We start from the raw sequence: 17,492 nt of genomic DNA, 5'->3' as shown, positions 1-17,492 counted from the left end.
TGGTGATGCACCGTCGCATCGGATCATCGTGTCGTGCCTGACGCCTTTACCAGTTGAAGTGCAAGCCGACATAGGCTCCGTGCAGGATCAAGGCGTCATCGGCGCGCACGTTTCCGCTGGAAGCTGCCGACGTGAATTCGGTCGTCAGTTGCCCCACCGAAGTCGCGACGCCAGTGGCCGCGAGCATCCGGTAGCCGCCGCGGACCATCCAGCGATTGCTGAGGCGGTATCCCAAGCCGAGATCCAGTTCGCCCAAGCCGGCCAACGTAACGTCAGAGTCCTCCGTCAAGACGTTGCCGGCTCCGGCGCCTTCCCAGTTGGTGTAGGCAAGGATCGATTGCGTGCCCAACCGCTGGCGGTATTGAACGTCGTTGGCGTAGATGCCCATTTTCCCGCCGACGGTCACCAACGTGCGACAGCCAAGACAGTAGGCCCAGCGGGCGCCGAATTGGTATCCAAACAGGTTGTTCTCGGTCTGGACGTCGTAATACAAGTCGTCGGCCGCATATCCCGCGACGCCATCGACGTTTCCAGCCAATTGGAACTCGTCTTCGAATTGAAACCAGCGGAATCCGTGAAGGGTTTGCACGCGGTAGCATCCGCCGGCGGCACGGGCCAGAGGTCCGGCCAGACCCCCAAAGTAGCCGTTTCGCAATCCCAGCAAGCAAGGTCCACATTCGCCCAGTCGCCGTGCGCCCAGGATTCCGAAACAGGTCAGGTTGGCTTCCAATCCCAACACACGAATGTCGCGTGTCGGGCGAATGCGGGCGGCGTTGTTGTCGAAATCGTCAAACACCGTGGTGGCCGCGCCGGTCCGGTTGATCGAGACATCGCGAAGCGTTGGAAGGGAGGCGCGCAGGCCGCCGGCTCCCGGGATCACGAACTGTTCCTGATCCGGGTTCCAATACAGAAACCCCACGTCCAATGCGTAACGGCCGCAGCACAAGTAGCGTCCCAGGTGGACATCAAAACCCAGCGTGGTGGACGGATCCAAGTCGGTGGTGTCCGCCAACGTGTCGTACGCATCATTGACGACCAACACCTGATCGCCCGTGTCCGCGAGCGTCCAGAACAACAGGTCCGCGCCGCCGAACCAGGGGCAAATCGGTCCAGGACCGATCGGCGCGGGGGCGCACGCGCAGGTTTCCGTCGGACATGCCATCGGCACACCGTCGCTGGAAACCGCGGGTGGTCCGGCCAGGGATGGAGCGACCATCGTCGCCGCCGGATCGTGGAGTCCGGCGGGCGGAGCATCGAACGGTTGCTCCATCGATGGCTGCGTGACCAACGGCGGACCCAGGGTCGGGCGGCCCGCAGGATCGGGCTGCAGGGATTCGTTTGGAATCAATGAATCGTCGTCCAGCAAAAAGTCGCCCGGCCTGCCACGGCCTCCCACAACGTCACTGGATCGATCGTCGGCAGTCGTCGGAACCGGTTCGGCCGTCGGTGTCGGGGCCGGCAACAGTTCCGTGTCCGTGGGAAGATCCGGTTGATTGGTCTTGCGAGCCGTCGCCTGGAAGATCGCCGGTCCGAGCGCTCTCTGGTGATGTGTCTCGGTCGCGGATGACGACTCGGAGATTGGCCAGGAGGGTGGACGAAATCGATTCCAACGGTCGCTGTCCGACCGTGCTGTGACGGCAGCAACAGCGGATTCCGTCCCGTGGCAGTGTTCGGGCGCCGCACCGAAGAGAGTCACCAGCAGAATCGTGGCCTGCGGCAAGCGATTGACGTTCACGACCTGGCTCCTTCCGATTCCCTCGCGGTTGCGTTCACGCCCGACGGCGATCGGGCGGTGCAAGTAGCGCCGCAGCAGACATCCAACTGGCGGCACCGTCCCCACCTGTCTGATCGTCCTGATGTGCACGCAGAAACGGTTGCGGCGAAAAAATTGGTGATGACGGCGACACCCGGCCTCGGCTAACCCGGTCGACCGTGCCAGAGCCGCCTGAATACCGGGATCCGCAGAATTGGAACACTTTCGCCAGTCTCACCAGGCGGAACCGGATGTTGTGTCCGATCCGCCAGAATGCCATCGGTCGGTGCGACCTGGCGGTGATCGCCGTGCATGAAAACCAAAGCCGACGGGCCAATCTAGATCACAGCATCACAGCGTCACCGGGTCGAACAGGCCGTCGATGCGGCCGGTGCTGTCGGCAAAGGTTTCCAGCGGCACCCCGACTTGATTGAGCAGTGTCAGGTGCAGGTTGGAAAGTGGCATCGGATTGTCGTAGCGGACGTGTCGACCGCCACGGATCTTTGCGGCGCCGCCCCCGGCCAGCAGGATCGGCAAATTGCTGTGGTCGTGCGCGTCGGGATCTCCCATGCCGCTGCCGTACAGGAACAGCGAATTGTCAAGCATCGAACCTTCGCCTTCGGGGATCGCCGCCAGGCTTTGCAAGAATTCCGCAAACAACGACACGTGAAAACGATTGATCTTGGCGACCTTGGCAAGCTTTTCCGGATTGTTCCCGTGGTGCGTGGTCGGGTGGTGTGGATCGGGGACGCCGATCTCCGGGTAGGTCCGGTTGCTCGCTTCGCGTGCCAGTTGGAACGTGATCACCCGCGTGATGTCGCCGCGGAACGCCAACGCCTGCAATTGGAACATCAGGCGGGCGTGATCGGCGTAAGCGGCCGGAACGCCGATCGGCCGATCCAGGTCCGGAAGGGGATTGTCCTTGGCATTCGCTTCGGACGTTTGGATTCGTCGTTCAACTTCGCGGATGCTGGATAGATAGTCGTCGACCTTGTTTCGGTCGCCGGAGCCCAGGCGGCCTTGCAGCCGCTTCATTTCTTCGGTGACCGAGTCCAGCAGGCTGGCACGTTGTTTCAACGCAGCCCGACGCTCGGCGGGCGATCCGCCGTCGCCGAACAGCATTTCAAAGACCAGTCGGGGGTGTGATTCCGACGGCAGCGGCGTGGTCGGCGACGACCAAGACAAGTTGTTTTGATAGACGCAGGCGTACCCGTTGTCGCATTGGCCGACCGTGTTTGCCGAATCCATTGCCAATTCCAAGGACGCCAGTGGCGACTGTTGGCCGATCCGCTGCGCGGCGATTTGGTCGACGGTGGTGCCCAGGTAGTAGTCGGTGCTTTCGGTCAGCTTTGCGCGGGCGGCACTCAAGAAGGCGGAGTTGCTGGTGGCATGGGATCCGGGATAGGCATTTTGCAGATCCATTCCGGTCATCACCGTCAGATGATCTTTGACCGGAGCCAGCGGGCTGAGGCTGGAGGGCAAGCTGGCCAACGGGCCGTCGTCGGTGGGCGTCCATTCGCTGGGGTTGAACCCCATGGGAATGTAGACGTAGCCGATCCGCCGCACGGGGGACGTCGGGGCCGCCGCGCTGGCCGAGGAAGTCATTGCGTCCAGCAGCGGCAAAGAGATCGCGGCGCCGGTGCCGCGAAGCAACGTCCGGCGAGAAAGCGGTTTCGTTTTGAAAATCATTGACTGGTCCGCATTCGGAAGGGCGTGCTGAGTGTGATCCCGGTCATCAATTCAGAAAAGCGATAGTCGCGGTGGGCAGCCCGCTGCACCACCTTGCGGACTTCCGGTCCGTCGGCCGGTTCCAGCGTCCGGCCCAGAGCGTAGGTCATCAGCTTTTCGACCATCGCCGTGACAAACACTTCGGGTCTTTCCAGTATACCCCTTTCGAGTTGCTCGACGCCAATCACTTCTTGTCCATCCGGCAATCGACCGCTCGCGTCGACGGGATCCCCCTCCAAATGCGATCGCCAGCGACCGACGGCATCGTAGCGATCGAGCGCAAACCCGACCGGATCGATCAAATCGTGACAGCTGGCACAAGCGGCATCGGCGCGGTGCAAAGCCAATGCCTGCCGGAACGTGGTCGCTTGGCCGTCGGATTTCTCCTTTAGCGTGGGCACGTTGGGCGGAGGCGGAGGCGGCGGGGTGCCGATGATGTGGTCCAAGACCCACGCACCTCGGATGGTGGGTGAGGTTCGCGTGGCGTACGACGTCGTCGTCAACAAGCTCCCCTGACGAAGCAACCCGCCGCGATGCGATTCCGCGTCCAAGGCAACCTTGCGGAAATGGCTACCGATGATCTTCGGCACTCCGTAGTGAATTGCCAAACGCTCGTTCAGAAAGGTGTGGTCGCTTTCGATCAGCTCCAGCACGCTGGCGTCACGACGAATCAGATCCCCAAACAGCCGCCGAGTTTCCTCCGCGAATGCTTCGCGAAGATTGTTGTCAAAACTGGGGAATTGGCGGAGGTCGGGTGTGACCGTGGCCAGGTTGCGCAGATACAGCCATTGGTCGGCGAAATTGTCGACCAACGCGTTGCTTCGCGGATCTTCCAGCATGCGTTTGGTTTGAGCTTCCAGGACGTCCGGTTTGACCAACGCACCGGATTCGGCCAATGCCAGCAGTTCTTCGTCGGGCAGACTGCTCCACAAAAACGAAGACAGGCGACTTGCCAATTCCGTCGGCTGCAGCGAGTAGACGGTGCCGGGAGCAATCCCCGGCGGTTGCCGAAACGATCGAAACAGGAAGTTCGGATTGACGAGGATCGCGGTCAGTCCGCTTTCGATGGCGATTTCGAAGCGGCTTTGCAACGATTGCGGATCGGTTGCCGCGGTGGCCGATTCGGAGAACGATTGATCGAAAAACTCCATCGGGACGTTCAGATCGTCGCGTTCGATCGGACGCCGGTAAGCCTGGCGAAGCAGCGGTCGAAAGATCTGCTTCGCTGCATGCTGTGGCGACAGAGACGCTGACGGGCGAGCGATCAACACTTTGCGGCGGCTGGGCGAGGCGTCAAATCCGTCGCCGTGTTGCATCGGGTCAAACGGCCCGACGATCGACACCTCATGGATGGCCGGTGTTTGCCGTGGATGTCGGTGCTGGTTGTAGCTGGCTTCGAAGGGTGCCCGTTTTATCTCCAGCAGCGAATTGGATTTCTGGACAAAGGTGACGCCAATGGCATGCGTGCCGGCCGGTAGTTCGATGCGGGTATTCAAGTTCGCATCAAGTGTTGCGTGACCTTGGGCACCCCGCGGCGGTTTGACTTGGAATCGGTGCTTGCGTGAACGGTCGAGCAACACGTCCAATTCATGCGGTTCCGTCAGACCTTCGATCTTTTCATCGCGGTCTCGGGTCAATCGGACTTGGATTTCGTAAAGTCCGCCACGAGGAAAGAAATGACGGATCAGTGTGCCGCCGCGTGTCCCCAGCGGCAAACCGTCGACATGATTCTCTTGGGTCTGATCGGCCGGAACGCGGATCGTGATTCCGTTGGGTTGGTCGATCGAGCGGCCGATCGCGGCGCGGCTGATCTCACGAGCGGCCGTCAGGTAGCGGTCCAGCAACAGCGGTGAGAGATCACCGACGGTGATGTTGTCGAACCCGTCGCTGGAAGAATCCGGCGGCAGCAGCGACTGGACGTCGACTTGCACCGCCAGCAAATCTTCGATCGCATTTCCGTACTCTGCCCGCGTCATCCGTCGCAGCGAGTCGGTGTGGCCGGCGAACGGGTACTCGGTGGCGTGGTCGGCAAGGTGCCGGTCAATGGCCCGCACAGCCTGCCGCCATTCGGTCTGCTCGGGGACCTCGTAGTCCGGCGGCGGCATCTGACGGGTTTGGATCCGACGGTAGGCCTTTTCCCAGATGGCAGTGTCCGCCCGGTGCTGCGGATTGGCCGGCACCACTTCGGCAAATCCGCTCAAATCAAAACCGCGTTCGGAATCTGGACCGGTGTGACAATCCAGGCAGTGATTCTGGATGAACTGGACAGCCGTGGCGTGGGCGGAATCGTCCGCGGACCCCGGGGTGGCGATGAGCATGCCGACGAGCAATCCGATGATCAACACCCAGCAACCGGATCGACCGTTGCGGGGTGGATCGACGACTGGACCTAGTGCCGACGACAAGGGGTTCACAATGACGGTTGGACAGGAATTTGGCCGGCGATGGATCGGCATGGCAGGGACGCTTTGTTAAAACGCAGCGATCGGCGGGAAGGAACGAGAGTGCTTTCCAGCATATCCGAAACAGCGGGGGGATGTTTCCAGAGCTCCGTCGCAGCCGATCTGCCGGCACCCCATGCCTGACGGGAGATGACGAGTCGATCAGACGGGGCCAAGATGGCATGATCAATTGAACCACCAAACGAATGGCACCATGAATTCGCCGACGTTTTCTCTTGACGCGGCGTTGCGGCGAAATGCCCAGCGGCGTGGCCATCGTGCCGCGCTCTGGATCCCAGGCGGGGACCGCCCACCATCGACGCTGTCAGATGTTGAATCGGGGGGGTGTGTGGTGTCGTGGTCGATTCTGGACCGCTGGGTAGCGCAGCTGGCGTTGGACTTGCGGGACAGGCTGGCATCGTCGTCGCGTCGGCCGTCCGATGGAGACACGTGCGGTTGGTTGGTGCACACGACCGATCAGACGTTTCGGGATGTTTTGATTGCGTTGGCCTGTCAAGCGGCGGGGATCGTCGAGTGCCCGATCGACCTGTCGGGCGGGGCAGCGTACATCGCGGCGTGTCGAAGCCAGCTGGAAGCGGTTTCGCTGGACGGTGGTGAGCGGGTGGCGATGATCGACCGGGCCGCTGCCCGGGCGGCGGCGGGAGCGACGGTGCCGAGGCCAGATTCATTCGCGTCGCCGACGGACGATGCCCTGGTACTGTGGACCAGCGGGACATCCGGCCGACCGAAGGGCGTGGTGTTGTCTGTCGGGGCATTGGCGCTCAATGCGGCAGCCAAGTTGCAAGCGGTTCCGCAGGCGGTTTCGGACACCCGGCTGACGGTGCTATCGTTCGCGCATGCTTACGCTCGCACCTGCGATTTGGGAACGTGGCTGCTGTCGGGATGTCAACTGGCGGTGACGCGGGGATTTGATGGCTGGTGTCGGTCGGCAGGATTGATCGAACCGACTTTGTGCAACACCGTGCCAAGCTTGGCCGAGCGGATGTTGGACTCCGAGCTCGGGCTGAATCGGTTGCGGCTGCTCGGGTGTGGCGGCGCGGCTTTGCCGCCGGACGCTTTCCAGGCTTGGAAGCAACGGGGCGTGACGGTCATCCAAGGATATGGGCTGACGGAATGCGGTCCGGTGATCAGCAGTCAAACGCCTTCGGATTCTGTCCCCGAGCGCGTCGGACAGGTCGTCACAGGTTGGGAAAGCGAACTCCGTGGTGATCGCCTGTTTGTGCGTGGCGCGTGCACGATGAACCGCTATCTGGAAGATCCAGCGTCGACGCGGCAGCGAATCGATCCGGACGGTTGGCTGGACACGGGGGATCTGGTGCGTCAGTGCGAGCAGACCGGCCAGCTGCAAATCCTTGGACGCGCCGACGATCGGATCAATCTGAGCAACGGATTCAACGTCGATCCGTCGGCCATCGAACAACGATTTCAATCGCTACCGGGCGTCGCAACGGCGTTGGTGGTTGGCAGCGCGAATGGTCGTGGGATTGATCTGTGGATCGAACGCGATCCAGATGCCGAACCGGCCGCCGGATTGGAGGCGTCGCTTGACACGGTGGCTGAAACTCTGGCCGCCTGGGAACGTCCAAAGCGGGTCGGATGGTTTCAGCTGCCGGCGACGCAGCGACCGGAGATGGTCAATCGGAAGGGAGCGGTCCGTCGTGCGGCGTTGATGGCGTACGTGAGGGATTTGCCGATTGAGTGATCCGGGTAAAGGCGGTCAAGGAGTCGTCGCCGGAGAGGAAGCTCGCAGCTGCGTCCGGTTCCGCAGGTCGGTCCCCAACCGGTATGATTGACAGACGCGGTTGGATTCGGACGGAAATCCAACGTTTGCTCACCCCAACGGACCCCAGTTTCATGGCCCTTGACCAGAAGACGCAATTCCCCAGTGACCTGTTGCGGCGGTTGCATTCGTTGCATTCGCAAGTTGCCGATCTGGAAGGTCAGTTGGAACGAGCGCCGCGTCAGATCCGGGCGGGGGAGAATCTGGTGGCCGAGGCGACGGCGGCTTTGCAGAAAGCGCGAGACGACGTCAAGTCCGCCACGGTCGCATGCGACGAGAAGCAGTTGCAGTTGAAAAGCCGCGAGGATCGCATCGAAGACCTGAAAGCCAAGCTGAACACCGCGGCGAGCAACAAGGAGTACAACTTGCTGAAGGAACAGATTGCCGCCGATCAGCAAGCCAACAGTGTGCAGAGCGATGAAATCCTGGAGGCTTTGGAGCGCATTGACGAACTGAACGCCACCGTCAAGCAGGCCGAAGCGACGTTGAAACAAAAGACCGAAGAGCACCAGAAGCGGGTTAAAGAGATTGAGAACCGGACCGAAGTGGTTCGAGGCGATTTGGAGTACATTCACGCGGAATTGGAGAAGGCCGAAAAGGAGATTCCTGCGACCGCCCGCAGCGAGTACCGGCGACTGTACGAATCCCGAGGCGACGAATTTCTGGCGCCGGTCGAAGAGGGCTCCTGCGGCGGATGCAATCAAACGTTGACCACGCAGATGCTTGACCGGTTGCGGCTGCAATTCCTGGTCGAATGCCCGGCCTGCGCGGCCTGGCTGTACGTCAAGTGATCGTGCTGGGGATCGTCGGAACGCCGGCCGGCGGCAAGTCGACGGTGGCTTCGCTGTTGCAGCAATGGGGCGCCGAATGGATCAACGCCGACCTGATTGCCCGCGAGTGTCTGGGCCGTCCCGAAGTGGTGCAACAACTACGCGAGCGGTTCGGCCCACAGGTCCTGTCGGAGGATCAAACGGTCAACCGCAAGGCGATCGCGAATCTTGTGTTCGGGGATCAACCCGAGCAGCACGCGGCGCGACGTTTTCTGGAATCGCTCGTGCACCCGCGGACCCGTCTGGAGATCATGCGGCGGATCGAATCAGCGGCTGATTGTCGCAAACGAGCCGCCCTGCTGGATGTGCCGCTGTTGTTCGAATCGGGGTGGGATCTGGCCTGTGACGCCATCTGGTGTGTCGACGCCACGCGAGAAAACCGCCTGACGCGAGCACGGGACCGTGGCTGGGACAGTTTGGAATTGGACCGCCGCGAATCCAATCAATTGGCGATAGAGACGAAATCGCGACTCAGCAATCTTGTTATGCGAAATGATTCGACCTTAAAGGCTTTGGCCGAAATTGTTGAACGCGAATGGGATTTGCTCGGTAGAATCAATCCGATAGAGTCGAAGGAGTTACGCGGCACAAGTGGTCGACCGACCGGCGCTCATTCCAGTGATCCGGCGAGTGATCGACACTGTAAATCCGACTATCCCGATTGAGTTTGTTTCCCACGGGGAGCCCAAGCGATTCGGGACGTCCGCCAAGCGAATCGGTTTTTGGACCGGAACGCTTTGATTACAGTGGGGTCCGGAGAGCAGTTTTGCCGCGAACGTTTTGCCGCGAACAATGTCGGGCAGGAAGTCCCGCCTCCGATCACCGTGCGAGCGGTCCGGGGTCGTGCAAAAGGACACGCACCTCCTTTTTCCTTCTCTCCTCCCGCCTCTTTCGCATCCCACCTTTCCGTCGACTTCACCGTCAACGCTCCTTATCTTTCGATGTGCCCTCCGCGGCACCACGACCATGCAATCCAACCGGCCTACGGGCAATGACAACCGCGGCGAGAGTCGTGGGCAAAGACGTCATGGCGGTTCCCGTGACTCCTCCAATCACCGCCGATCGCGACAACCACGACATCCCGACAGTCAGATCGACCGTCGAATCCGCGAGCTTGATGCCGAGCGGGACCCGCTGTCGCTTCCCGAAGAGATCGTTAGCGAAGCCACCAAGGTCGGCCAACGCGTCGGCATCCCCACCGGCCAGGACGGCCAGACGCTGAATCTGGCCCAGCTGCAACAGATGGACGAAGCGGCATTGGCGGAACTGGCCGTCTCCGAAGGCATCACCCACGCCGAAGAGCTTCCCAAGCAGGAGCTGATCTTTGCGGTGCTGAAAAACCGCATGAAGCTGGGCGGGTTGATGTACGGCGAGGGGACGCTGGAGATCTTGCCCGACGGTTTTGGTTTTTTGCGCAGCAGCAAGCACCATTACGTTTCCTGTCCGGACGACATCTACGTCTCTCCCAGCCAGATTCGTCGATTCGGGTTGCAGACCGGCAGCCATGTCGCCGGCCAGATTCGACCGCCCAAGGAGAACGAGAGATACTTCGCGCTGTTGCGGATCGAAGCGATCAACCGGACCGATCCGTCCCAGCGTTCCACGGCGATCCCGTTTGACGAATTGACGCCGTTGCACCCGGACAAACGCATCATGCTGGAGCACCGCAGCGATGAGTTGTCCACGCGCGTCGTCGACATGTTGACCCCGATCGGTTTCGGCCAGCGGGGCTTGATCGTCAGCCCGCCGCGCGCCGGAAAGACGGTGTTGATGCAGAACATGGCTCGGGCGGTGCTGGCCAATTATCCGGATGCCTACGTCTTCATTTTGCTGATCGACGAGCGGCCAGAAGAAGTCACGGACATGGAACGCGAAGTTCGCGGTCCCCATTGCGAAGTGATCAGCAGCACGTTTGATGAGCCCGCTCAGCGACACATCCAAGTCGCGCAGATGGTGATCGAAAAGGCCAAGCGGATGGTCGAAGCTGGAACCGATGTGATCGTGTTCCTGGATTCGATCACGCGGCTTGCCCGGGCGCACAACAGCGACGGGGAGTCGACCGGTAAGCTGCTTTCCGGCGGATTGGACGCCGGCGCGATGCAAAAGCCGAAGTCCATCTTCGGCTCGGCCCGGAAGACCGAAGAAGGTGGATCGTTGACGATCCTGGCCACCGCCCTGGTGGACACCGGCAGCAAGATGGACGACGTGATCTTTGAAGAGTTCAAGGGCACCGGCAACTTGGAGATCGTGCTGGACCGCGCCCTGGTCGAACGCCGCGTCTGGCCGTCGATCGACATCAGTCGGAGCGGAACGCGTCGGGAAGAAATGCTGCTGGACAAAGACGAATTCGAGCGGATTTCCGCACTGCGGCGTGCCATGGCGGAGCTTTCACCCGCCGATGCGATGCAGGAATTGATCAAGCGGTTGAAAAAGACCCAAAACAACGCCGAGTTTTTGATGAGCATCAAGGATGTCGACTGAGGTGAAATCCGGAGACGAAATCACCGGGCTCGCGGGCGAACTGCCACGCGGGACGGTTGCCATCGTGGCCAGCCGCTACAACGCCGGCATTTGCGATGCTTTGGTGCAGGGCAGCGTGGAAACGCTGACTGAGGCCGGTTTCGCGGCAAGCGATCTGAAGATCGTGCGGGTCCCCGGCGCCTGGGAGTTGCCGCTGGTCACCGCCGAACTGCTGGACCAGCCGGCGGTAATCGGCGCTGTCACGCTGGGCTGCGTGATCAAGGGCGAAACGACGCATGACGAACACATCAACCGCGCCGTCAGCGAAGCGATCATGCAGCTGGGTTTGAAGACCCGAAAGCCGATCGGTTTTGGACTGCTGACCTGCAACACGCTCGAACAGGCGTTGCAGCGGAGCGGCGGCACCGTCGGTAACAAGGGAAACGAGGCCGCCGAAGCCATGGTGGAATTGCTGCGGTTGGCAGCGAAGTTGGCGTAGCCGGACACCGCGGCAAGCATCGCGTCTGGCGTGCACCACCGTTTGGTGTTCACCACATCGCGTCTCGCGTGCACCACCGTCTGGCGACGGTGTCTACTTCAAGAGCCACCATCTGGCAACGGTGTCTAGGTTAAGAGCCACCGTCTGGCGACGGTGGCTACGTTGGTTGTGCCGCCGTCTTGAAATGCTACTTGAACAGTTTCAGCGTGACCTTGGTGCCTTCGGGAGTGTCCTCGGCTGCCGCATCCTCGGCGACTTCCATCGATTCCCGGACGGAATCAACCAGCCGTTCGACCTGTTGCAGTTCCAAACGTCCCTGCTGTGGCGATCCCGCCGGTGCGTTGGTGATGATCACGACGGTGTCGCGCGGACCGCTTTGGCGGAGCACCCAGCTGATCGCATCGGTCGGGTCGGCCACCATGCGGATCGCCGCGCAATGCTTGACGCCGTCCAGCAATTGATGGGTGCTCTGCAGAAAGGCATTCGATCCACCGGGGCGGGAGGTGACCACGCATTGGTGTGCGTGGCGTTCGATGCAGCGACCATACTGGGCCAGGGTTTCGTTTGACATCGTCTGACCGACGGCCAGGACGCACCAGATTCGGCCTCCCACGCCGGTGGCCTTGGCCGTTTGCAACGCTTGGCGAACTCGGTCCACCGCACCACCGGTTTCCAGCACCACGGTCGACCGGCCGAAATCAACCAACCGTTGGCCCCGGCCCGGGATCGACCGGAGCTTCGAAAGGTAGCCGGCAATTTTGTGAAGGGACGTGCCCAGCAAGGATCCCAGTGTCATCGCCGCGCCGATGTTGGCTGCCATGGCTTCGCCGCAGAGCGGGGTTTCCATCAAGGCGGTGGTGTCACCGGCCGAAAGCATCAGGGTCGACATTCCGCCGGATTGGTCCAACACCACCGCTCCGAATTCGCTGGAGGTTTGCGTGCCATAGAACAGGTGCTTGGCCTCGGTCTGTTCGATGGCGCGTCGGGTTTTGGCATCCTGCTCGGGGGCGATGACGACGCCGCTGGGTGTCAGGCGATCGAGCATGCATTGCAGCCCCGACGGGCCGAAGTCGTCGGCCAACTCGCTGCGTCCGGCAACGATCAGGACATCGAATTGCATCGCGTCGTAGCAACCGTCGCGGGCTGCCCGTTCGCTGACTTCAATCACGGCCAGCTCGCTCATGCAATCGCGTGCTTCTTCCAACCAATAAATCAGATCGGCCCCTGCCGGGACGCGATCCGCTGCCGTCGACTCCACGACGCCGTCGCTGGATCCCAGGTCGCACTGGTATGCCGTGCGGAACCCGGCTGCGGCGGAAAGGGAGGCCGTCAGCAGACAAGTGGATGTCTTGCCGCTGTTTCCGACCACTCCAATAGTCAAAAGTTTGCGATCCGGACGTAGGCAGACATGCGAAGCGATTTCCGCCAACGCTCGATCCGCGCTGCCGACCACGCACTGCGGCAGAGGGCAGGGCAAGATTTGTTCGGTCAGGATGCCGCTGGCCCCTCGTGCCAACGCTTGGGCGATCGTCTCGCTGGGGTCATCGGTGCCGATCCGAAAGACGACCACATCGCCAGTGGTGCACTCTGACGCCGAGGGTGCGGCCTGCGTCCAAACGAGGTCGGTGCCGCCGAAAAACTTGGCGTTTCCGAGCACGCTGCTCAGGTAGACCGGGGCCTGGTCGTCCAAGCACGCGTCTTCCAAGCACGAATGGTCCGAAGCCGATGCGAAGCCTTGCTCGACCGAAACTGAAGTGACCGGGATCGGCTGCGGACCGCGGGAAAGCGGTTGGCCAATCGTTGGGTCTTGCGGGACTTGGTCCGGCAGATGAGTGCGAAGAGAAACGTTCGCAGCAGCGTCCAGCGCATGTCGCATAGGATGGCCTCCGTGCACATCGTGATCAATCGTAACCTTCACGAGCGGCAGGCGATCCTTTCACCCGCGTGAATCCTCGTGAGGGTTCGAATTGTTCTCGTATCCCAAAATCGGTCAAGACGAGTTTTTCGAGCTCACATCAGTCCCGCATCGCGCAACATCAGCTGCAAGTCGTCCCACGCCGCTTTTTTCGCGGCCGGAGTGCGTAACAGGTATGCGGGGTGGTAGGTGACGAGCACTTTGCTGTCAAAGTGTTGGTGGAACTTTCCTCGCAACCGTCCGACGGACAGTTTGGTGCGCAACAAGGCCTGGGCGGCGACCAACCCCAAACAGACAACGTATTCCGGCCGCAACAACTCCAACTGGGCCTCGAAGTACTCGCGACAGTTTTCGATTTCGGTCGGCTCGGGGTTGCGGTTGTTGGGCGGTCGGCATTTGACCGTGTTCATGATGTACACGTCCTGCCGATCGAACTTGCAGGCCTCGATCATCTTCGTCAGCAGTTGTCCGGCTCGGCCCACAAACGGTCGCCCGGACAAGTCCTCTTCACGTCCGGGGCCTTCGCCAAAGAAGACGACACGCGGATTGACGTGGCCCTCCCCGAAGACCGTTTTGGTGCGACATTGGACCAATTGTTCGCAGCGAGTGCAGGCCGCGACACGCTCCGAAAGATCCGACAGGCGTTGAGCACGCTGCGGTTCCGGCAACGGATCACCGGGATAGGGTTGACGTCCAGACGAATCATCCTCGGGAAGACGGTGCGCGGACGCTTTCCCGTCGGGTCGCTGCTCGGGACGCTGCTCGGGACGCTGCTCGGGTCGCTGCTCGGGACGCTGCTCGGGCGACGACGCGGCCGGTCGCGGCGAGGCTGCGGCTTGTGAAGAAGCCGCTTTCGAAACCGGTTCGGCTGGAGTTTCTGGCGGTGACGGCGATGCGAATTGCGCCGCCAATTTTTGAACCTGATCCGGTTGGGCGACGGGCAGCCACTGAGCGCCGATCCGGCCCAGATGTTCCGCCAGCCCGGCGGCCTGACGCAGCGTCGCGGCGGGATCAGGAGACTCGGGGGATGGTTTCGTGTCCGACATGATCCATGGGATAACACAATGACACGCGGCTGCCAACGGTCGGGGGAATTGGGTGCCGGGTCGAAACACCTGGGGAAACGTCTCGGGGATTGATTGCCGGCCCTACTGGATTCCAAGCGTGGCGTTTACACTGCCCAATCGCCTGTTTCTACCGTTTTTGTCGCTTTGACGCGTTGATTCCATGCCTGTCCCCCAAGTTGCGATCGTCGGCCGACCCAATGTCGGAAAAAGCAGCCTGTTCAATTGGCTGGCACGTCGGCGTCTGGCGATCGTGGATGACTACGAAGGCGTGACGCGGGATCGGATGACGACGCTGATCGAATCGGAGGACGTGTTTTTTGAGCTGACCGACACGGGGGGCCTGGGAATCGAAGACCCGGACGATCTGACCGACGACGTTCGGCGTCAGATCGATATGGCGATCAACACGGCCGACGTCATCCTGTTGGTGGTCGACGTGCAAACCGGCGTGATGCCGCTGGACGAACTGGTCGTCGAACGATTGCGCGGGGTCGAGCGGCCGGTGATTCTGGTCGCCAACAAATCCGACCAGGCCCACCAGGATACGCTGGCGGAGGAGTTTCACAAGTTGGGCCGCGGAAGGTTGATCACCGTCAGCACGACTCAGAATCGGAATCGCGACGAATTGCTGGAATTGATCCGCGATCGCTTGCCTCCCACCGACCAATCGGTCAACACGCCGACGATGAAGTTGACGATCGTCGGTCGGCGAAACGTTGGCAAAAGTACCTTCGTCAACACCTTGGCCGAATCGGATCGGATGATCGTCAGCGAAGTGCCGGGGACGACGCGTGACAGCGTCGACGTGCACTTTGAAGTGGACGGCCAAACGTTTATCGCGATCGATACGCCTGGTTTGCGAAAGCGAAAAAGTCAACGCACGGATTTGGAGTTCTACGGCATGCACCGGGCGCAGCGGAGTATCCGACGTGCCGACGTGGTGCTGATGTTTTTCGATGCCAATGAAACGGTCAGCAAGGTCGACAAGCAGTTGGTCGGCTACGTCATCGATAATTTCAAGCCGTGCATTTTTGTGATCAACAAGTGGGACCAACTGCACGGCACCGTCCCGACCGAACGTTGGGTCCGCTACCTGCGTGGACAGTTCCCGACGTTGGCGTATGCGCCGATTGCGTTCATCACCGGTCAAACCGGCAAGAACGTGAAAGCCCTGTTGAACCACTCCAGCATGTTGTTCAAACAGGCTCGCCAGCGCGTTTCGACCGGCCAGCTGAACCGGCTTCTGCGCGGGGCGATTGAAGCGCACCAGCCGCCGCTGTACCAGAACCGCCGACCGAAACTGTTCTATGCGACGCAAGTCGCGACCGAACCGCCGACGATCGTGATCATGTGCAACGATCCCAAGGCGTTCGGCAAGGATTATCGGCGTTACCTGTTGAGCGTCCTGCGGGATCATCTGAAATTCGGCGAAGTGCCGATCAAGCTGTACCTGCAAAAGCGGACGCGGGCTGACGATCAGGACGCGATCAATCGATGATGTCCCGCGCCGGCCTGCTGCGATTTGCCCTGCTCGCGTTGATCGGGTTGACGCTGGCGGCGGTTTCGGGGCGTCTGGCGGTGCACACCGTCAACGACACCCCCAGCTACGTCGACTATCCGTTTGAATCACTCGACCAGGCTCTGTCGTCGATCCGGTCGCCTGGCTACCCGTTGTTTTTGCGACTGGTTGAATTGACCGTCGGGCTGGACGCCGTGCCGCTGTTGCAGTTGTTGCTGCACGTGTTGGCGGTGTGGGTGTTGATCGAGGAATTGCTGGCGCGACAGATGGCTGCGCCTGCCGCATGGATGGCAGCGTTGTGCGTGCTGGTCGGATGCACCGCTGCCGACCATCTGAGCACGATCAGCACCGATGCGCCGGCGGCATCCCTGGGTGTCATCTGCGCGGTGGGATTGATGCACGCAACGCGGACGGGCTCCAGAGCCGTCTGGATTGCCGCCGGGGTGTGTTGTTTGTTGACCATCGCGGTCCGACCGGCCTATTTGTTTTTGATTCCCTGGTTTGCCGTCGTCGGCTGGATGCTGGCGGTGCATGACGACCGCCTTGTCCCCGACCCAGCCGGCGATACGTCCTCGCGTCAGCGGCCCCGTTACCACGGCTGCGTGGTTGCCGCGGTGGTCCTGGTTGCTTTACTGAGCTGGATGGCTTTGCGAAAAGTCCGCGTGGGCGAATTCGGTTTGCTTCCGTTCGGTCACCAAAACCTGTCCGCGGTGCTGGTGCAGACCGTTTCTCCGCAGACCCTTCGCGGACTTTCGGGAGACGGCGGCGAGCTTGCCAGTCGGGTGGCCGACCGCTTGGAACAGGACGGTTATGAATTGCCGGTCGACGGCGGCCTGCCGACGATGACCCTGGAAGCGCAGTGGGATCGGATCAACTATTTCGTGATTCTGCCGATCGCTCAGGATTTGGAACGTGACCGCGATGCCGGCGGCTCTGGCGACCCGTTCAATGTTCGCGTTCATCGCCGGATCGGAGCCATGAACCGTCAGATTCTGGCCAGCCATGGGCGCGGGTATTTGCGATGGCTGCCGCTTGCGGCGCGTCGGGCGGTGTGGGGAATCGTGGCCGACATCGCCATGCATCCCGTCTTTTTGGCAATGATTCTGTTGGGGGGCCTGACGTTGGTTGTGCGAATCACGATGCATCCCAATCGATCTCCGTTGCACGTCCCGGAGGGTTGGACAGCGCTCACGCTGGTGGGGCTGACGTATGCCGGTTTCAAGCTCGCGTTGATCATTCTTTCCAGTCCTCCGTTAGGCCGTTTCGCCGATGCCGCGGCCATTTTCTTGCCGGCGGTTTTGGGAAGTTTCGTGATCGGGATTTGTGGGCCGATCGCGGGTTGGCGAGCAGGACGCTGAGACGGGCAGGGCGTCGAAAAGGGCAGGGCGTCGAAAAGGGCAGGGCGGCGATCAAACAACAAATGGCCGGGCCGTTGGCCCTCGCGTTGGATGGGGATGCCGTTTTCCCGGCCCGTTGGGC

12 protein-coding genes are annotated in these 17,492 nt (G+C 61.4%); 7 read left to right on the top strand and 5 right to left on the bottom strand.

Going from position 1 to position 17,492, the window contains the following annotated elements:
- Positions 1–46 precede the first annotated feature (46 nt).
- The 3 genes from FYK55_RS03395 to FYK55_RS03385 form a co-directional block, all read right to left on the bottom strand.
- Complete coding sequence (locus tag FYK55_RS03395; protein ID WP_150074900.1) at positions 47–1,735, bottom strand: BBP7 family outer membrane beta-barrel protein; 1,689 nt, start codon at positions 1,733–1,735, stop codon at positions 47–49.
- Between the two features lie 369 nt (positions 1,736–2,104).
- Positions 2,105–3,442, bottom strand: coding sequence for a DUF1552 domain-containing protein (locus tag FYK55_RS03390; protein WP_150074898.1), 1,338 nt, complete (start codon positions 3,440–3,442; stop codon positions 2,105–2,107).
- Positions 3,439–5,799, bottom strand: a complete 2,361-nt coding sequence (locus FYK55_RS03385) for a DUF1592 domain-containing protein (protein ID WP_161604277.1) — start codon at positions 5,797–5,799, stop codon at positions 3,439–3,441. The genes FYK55_RS03390 and FYK55_RS03385 overlap by 4 nt, the downstream gene beginning before the upstream one ends.
- Positions 5,800–6,136: 337 nt before the next feature.
- On the opposite strand from FYK55_RS03385, the gene FYK55_RS03380 reads away from it, so the two are divergent.
- From FYK55_RS03380 to ribH, 5 genes are all read left to right on the top strand, one after another.
- Entirely contained in the window at positions 6,137–7,645 is a 1,509-nt protein-coding gene (locus tag FYK55_RS03380) for a class I adenylate-forming enzyme family protein (RefSeq protein ID WP_150074894.1), read from the top strand.
- Between the two features lie 152 nt (positions 7,646–7,797).
- Positions 7,798–8,514 carry a zinc ribbon domain-containing protein gene (locus FYK55_RS03375; RefSeq protein WP_150074892.1) on the top strand — a complete coding sequence of 239 codons (717 nt, stop codon included), beginning with the start codon at positions 7,798–7,800 and terminating at the stop codon, positions 8,512–8,514.
- Positions 8,478–9,218, top strand: coding sequence for a dephospho-CoA kinase (gene coaE, locus FYK55_RS03370; protein WP_150074890.1), 741 nt, complete (start codon positions 8,478–8,480; stop codon positions 9,216–9,218). Before FYK55_RS03375 ends, coaE begins: the two co-directional genes overlap by 37 nt.
- A 301-nt stretch (positions 9,219–9,519) precedes the next feature.
- Complete coding sequence (gene rho / locus FYK55_RS03365; protein ID WP_150074888.1) at positions 9,520–11,034, top strand: transcription termination factor Rho; 1,515 nt, start codon at positions 9,520–9,522, stop codon at positions 11,032–11,034.
- Complete coding sequence (gene ribH, locus FYK55_RS03360) at positions 11,024–11,512, top strand: 6,7-dimethyl-8-ribityllumazine synthase (RefSeq protein ID WP_150074886.1); 489 nt, start codon at positions 11,024–11,026, stop codon at positions 11,510–11,512. Before rho ends, ribH begins: the two co-directional genes overlap by 11 nt.
- A 187-nt stretch (positions 11,513–11,699) precedes the next feature.
- On the opposite strand, the gene FYK55_RS03355 is transcribed toward ribH, so the two are convergent.
- Positions 11,700–13,388 carry a glutamate ligase domain-containing protein gene (locus tag FYK55_RS03355; RefSeq protein ID WP_150074884.1) on the bottom strand — a complete coding sequence of 563 codons (1,689 nt, stop codon included), beginning with the start codon at positions 13,386–13,388 and terminating at the stop codon, positions 11,700–11,702.
- Between the two features lie 134 nt (positions 13,389–13,522).
- Entirely contained in the window at positions 13,523–14,473 is a 951-nt protein-coding gene (locus FYK55_RS03350) for a uracil-DNA glycosylase (RefSeq protein ID WP_150074882.1), read from the bottom strand.
- 181 nt (positions 14,474–14,654) lie between these two features.
- Here FYK55_RS03350 and der point away from each other — a divergent pair, with 181 nt between their 5' ends.
- Positions 14,655–15,992, top strand: a complete 1,338-nt coding sequence (der, locus tag FYK55_RS03345) for a ribosome biogenesis GTPase Der (RefSeq protein ID WP_150074880.1) — start codon at positions 14,655–14,657, stop codon at positions 15,990–15,992.
- Entirely contained in the window at positions 15,989–17,371 is a 1,383-nt protein-coding gene (locus FYK55_RS03340; RefSeq protein ID WP_150074878.1) for a hypothetical protein, read from the top strand. The genes der and FYK55_RS03340 overlap by 4 nt, the downstream gene beginning before the upstream one ends.
- The last annotated feature ends 121 nt before the right edge of the window (positions 17,372–17,492 follow it).

This window comes from Roseiconus nitratireducens (genome assembly GCF_008629675.1).
Classification (GTDB): Bacteria; Planctomycetota; Planctomycetia; order Pirellulales; family Pirellulaceae; genus Stieleria; species Stieleria nitratireducens.
The sequence above is the reverse complement of the archived record's forward strand: the minus strand, read 5'-3'. Positions and strand labels throughout refer to the sequence as shown.

Excerpts from the sequence above, each read along its gene's own strand:
- FYK55_RS03380 (WP_150074894.1), top strand. The coding sequence starts at position 6,137 with ATGAATTCGCCGACGTTTTCTCTTGACGCGGCGTTGCGGCGAAATGCC.
- FYK55_RS03350 (WP_150074882.1), bottom strand. The coding sequence starts at position 14,473 with ATGTCGGACACGAAACCATCCCCCGAGTCTCCTGATCCCGCCGCGACG.
- coaE (WP_150074890.1), top strand. The coding sequence starts at position 8,478 with ATGCCCGGCCTGCGCGGCCTGGCTGTACGTCAAGTGATCGTGCTGGGG.
- FYK55_RS03355 (WP_150074884.1), bottom strand. The coding sequence starts at position 13,388 with ATGCGACATGCGCTGGACGCTGCTGCGAACGTTTCTCTTCGCACTCAT.
- FYK55_RS03340 (WP_150074878.1), top strand. The coding sequence starts at position 15,989 with ATGATGTCCCGCGCCGGCCTGCTGCGATTTGCCCTGCTCGCGTTGATC.
- rho (WP_150074888.1), top strand. The coding sequence starts at position 9,520 with ATGCAATCCAACCGGCCTACGGGCAATGACAACCGCGGCGAGAGTCGT.
- der (WP_150074880.1), top strand. The coding sequence starts at position 14,655 with ATGCCTGTCCCCCAAGTTGCGATCGTCGGCCGACCCAATGTCGGAAAA.
- ribH (WP_150074886.1), top strand. The coding sequence starts at position 11,024 with ATGTCGACTGAGGTGAAATCCGGAGACGAAATCACCGGGCTCGCGGGC.
- FYK55_RS03375 (WP_150074892.1), top strand. The coding sequence starts at position 7,798 with ATGGCCCTTGACCAGAAGACGCAATTCCCCAGTGACCTGTTGCGGCGG.
- FYK55_RS03385 (WP_161604277.1), bottom strand. The coding sequence starts at position 5,799 with ATGCTCATCGCCACCCCGGGGTCCGCGGACGATTCCGCCCACGCCACG.
- FYK55_RS03390 (WP_150074898.1), bottom strand. The coding sequence starts at position 3,442 with ATGATTTTCAAAACGAAACCGCTTTCTCGCCGGACGTTGCTTCGCGGC.